The 2,915-nt window shown below is 61.0% G+C and carries 3 protein-coding genes; all 3 read left to right on the top strand.

Annotation, left to right across the window (positions count from 1 at the left end):
- Positions 1-101: 101 nt before the first annotated feature.
- Positions 102-1,820: a Tn3 family transposase gene (locus AACY49_RS29365; RefSeq protein WP_339527657.1), complete on the top strand. Its 1,719-nt coding sequence runs from the start codon at positions 102-104 to the stop codon at positions 1,818-1,820.
- 179 nt (positions 1,821-1,999) lie between these two features.
- Positions 2,000-2,182 carry a hypothetical protein gene (locus tag AACY49_RS29360; protein ID WP_143274547.1) on the top strand — a complete coding sequence of 61 codons (183 nt, stop codon included), beginning with the start codon at positions 2,000-2,002 and terminating at the stop codon, positions 2,180-2,182.
- Positions 2,179-2,370, top strand: coding sequence for a hypothetical protein (locus AACY49_RS29355; RefSeq protein ID WP_305738060.1), 192 nt, complete (start codon positions 2,179-2,181; stop codon positions 2,368-2,370). The genes AACY49_RS29360 and AACY49_RS29355 overlap by 4 nt, the downstream gene beginning before the upstream one ends.
- The last annotated feature ends 545 nt before the right edge of the window (positions 2,371-2,915 follow it).

The raw sequence follows: 2,915 nt of genomic DNA, 5'->3' as shown, positions 1-2,915 counted from the left end.
GTGACGTTACCGTTGGCGTCTTTTTCATTGACTTCCCACAGCGACGACCAGCAACCGACATCGCTCCAGCCTGCGGTCAGCGGCATCCCCTTGGGATTGCCATGACCACGCTGGCAGGCGTCTATGCCACCAACGAGACCGGACTGGCGGCTCTGAGCACGCCGTTTGCATCGGCCCCGCGCGCCTTGGTCGAAGCTGCATCCACGGCTGAGGAAAGGCTGGCGGCCTATGAGGTGGCCGCCGCGCTATTGCTCAAGCGCTCGCTGCGCAATGGTGCCGCGAGCAGCGTAGACAGCATCAAGCACCGCAGTCTTTCCGATCAGCTGATGCCGTCCGCGCAGTGGCTCAAACACAAGGGCAGCTTCGCCCGGGCGCAGGCACTACCCAAGACCCTTGAGGGCTATCTCGGCGATTACAAAGCGACATTGACCGCCCAGGTCACCGCGCTCGATGCCGCGATCACCGCCGGTGACATCGGCCTGCGCGAAGACCGGCTGCGGATCCCCAAGCTCAAGGCGCTTGGCGAGGGCCCGGAAGTCAGGGCGACACGCAGGGCCCTGTTCGGGGCGATCGGCGCGGTTCAACTGCCCGATATTCTCATCGAGATCGATGCCCTTACCCATTTCTCATGGATCCTCTTGGGGCGGCAGCCTGCCAGCACGACGGAGCTGACACAGGTCTATTGTGCCCTGCTGGGATTGGGCACAATGCAGAGCGCGGCCAGCGTCAGCCGGATGGTTGCGGGTGTCAGCGATGACCAGATCGAACATGTGATGCGCCAGATCATCGCAAGCGGGCAGCTGCGCGCCGCAAGTGACGCAGTCGTCAACCACATGCTCTCCCACCCAGTTGCACGGCGATGGGGCACAGGTAAACAGGCATCGGCGGACATGATGAGTCTGGACGCCACGCGGCACCTCTGGAACGCGGGCACCGATCCGCGTCGCGGCACCAGGGCGATTGGCACTTATTCGCATATTCTCGATCAGTGGCCGATTATCTACGATCAGGCTATCGTGCTCAACCAGCGCCAGGCCGGGGTCGCACTTGAAGGTGTGCTGCAGCAGCAGATCGCCGAGCTGCAGCGCCTGGCGGTCGACACCCACGGCTTCACCCATTTCGCAATGGGATTGGCCAAGGTTCTGGGCTTTGACCTATGCCCCCGCCTTGCGGGCTTTTCAGGGCGCAAGCTCTACCTGCCGCGCGGTGTTGCTGTGCCCGCCCGGCTTGAGCCGATCGTCGAGCGTGTACCGCTCGGCCGCACGGCACGCAGCGGATGGGATGGTCTCCAGCATATCGCGGCCTCGCTCCAGAGCGGGTATGGTTCCGCCGCGACCATCATCGAGCGGCATGGCAGCGCCGCACGGGGAAACCCGGTCTATGAATGCGGTACCGTGGTCGGCAAGGTCATGCGTAGCGTGTTCATGCTCGACTATCTCGTCAACCCAGAATTCCGGCGCGAGGTTCATCGGCTGCTTGCCCAGGGTGAATCGCTCCATGCCCTGCAGCGCGCATTGTTGACCGGACGGATCGAGGCCAAGCATGGCCGAGCCGAGGATGATGCAAACGCCATCAGCGGGGCCATCTCCTTGCTCACCAACGTCGTGCTGGCTTGGAATACCGCGGCGATGCAGACCGAAATTGAGGCCAATCCTGCCCTCTACCCAACTGAGCATCTGACGCATATCGCGCCCGTCGCGCACCGTCACATCAATATGAAGGGCGTCATGCGTTTCACCATCGAGCCACACCACCAATTGGTGCGTAACGGCGCCGGAAAAGTCCAAAAAGCTCCCAGCTCTGGGAATTCAAATACTTAGAAAAATAGAACCTTCAAAAATGGCTGTTTTCCGCCAATCCCACTACCGCTACTTTTGGGGGAATGTTACGGGAACCCCGATCCCGTACACACCCGGGAACTCACCGAACAACTACGCGCGGCCGGCGTCCCGGTGTGAACCGTGCGAAACCTGTCAGTCATATCGAAAGGATGAAATCCGTGTTCGCCAAGACCATCACCGCAGCAGGCGTGATCGTCGCGCTGTATCTCGCATACCACCATGCTTGGTCCGGCATGGTCATCGCCGGCCTTGTCGCCATCCTGGCCGCACGGTGGAGCGAGTTGTCCCGCATGCGTCGCATCTGGCGCGGCGATCGTGCTGCCCGGGAGGTCCAGTCGTGAAGTTGCCGGGCTGGGCCTTTGGCGCTCTCACCGGTGTCCTCGCCGTCGCGCTGGGTGCGCTGATCGAAGGCGTCTTCGTCCATCCCTGGCCCGAGGTGCTCCACAACCTGTCGATCAAGACGGCGATCATGGTGCCGGTATTCGCCCTGACCTACCATTTCCTGTTCGGGAGGCAGCGTGGTCACTGATCTCGACACTCTCGTTATCGTCGATGGCATCTGGGCTTGCCGGGCATGATCGGGCGAAACTGGACCAGCAAAAGCGCTGTTGTGCGCTTATCATGCTTGCTGCCTGTGCTCGCCGGCATGGTCCTTCCGGCAATCAGTAGGCGGTTCCACTCGTCGAGCGGCAACACACCGAGCGAAGGAATGCTCACGTGCGCTATAGGATGGACCGGATTCGTCGACTGGCTAACAACCATGAAGGCTCATCAACGCCGCGACTATTTTGGCGATATCGGCCCCTGACACCATGGCGATGCCGTTGGCAGATAATGTGAGAAGGTGATTATGATGGCGAGCAGCGCTGGATGTTGGTGAGCACATTGGCAGATAGCGTGAGCAAATCGTTTTGCTCGTTGTCAGATAATCCGAGCAGAAATCCGCTCCGTTTGCGAGCAGATGCCGCTACGTTGGCAAGCGCCTACAGTTAGGGCTGTCAGCCTATGGCAAGCGCCCTAGGTGTTTAGTCGGCATCTGGTGGATTGGATTGACGATGAACCGGTCTGGCTCTG

The sequence above is a fragment of the Pseudomonas sp. EL_65y_Pfl2_R96 genome (genome assembly GCF_963970905.1).
Lineage (GTDB): Bacteria > Pseudomonadota > Gammaproteobacteria > Pseudomonadales > Pseudomonadaceae > Aquipseudomonas.
This window is presented reverse-complemented; position numbering and strand designations above follow the sequence as displayed.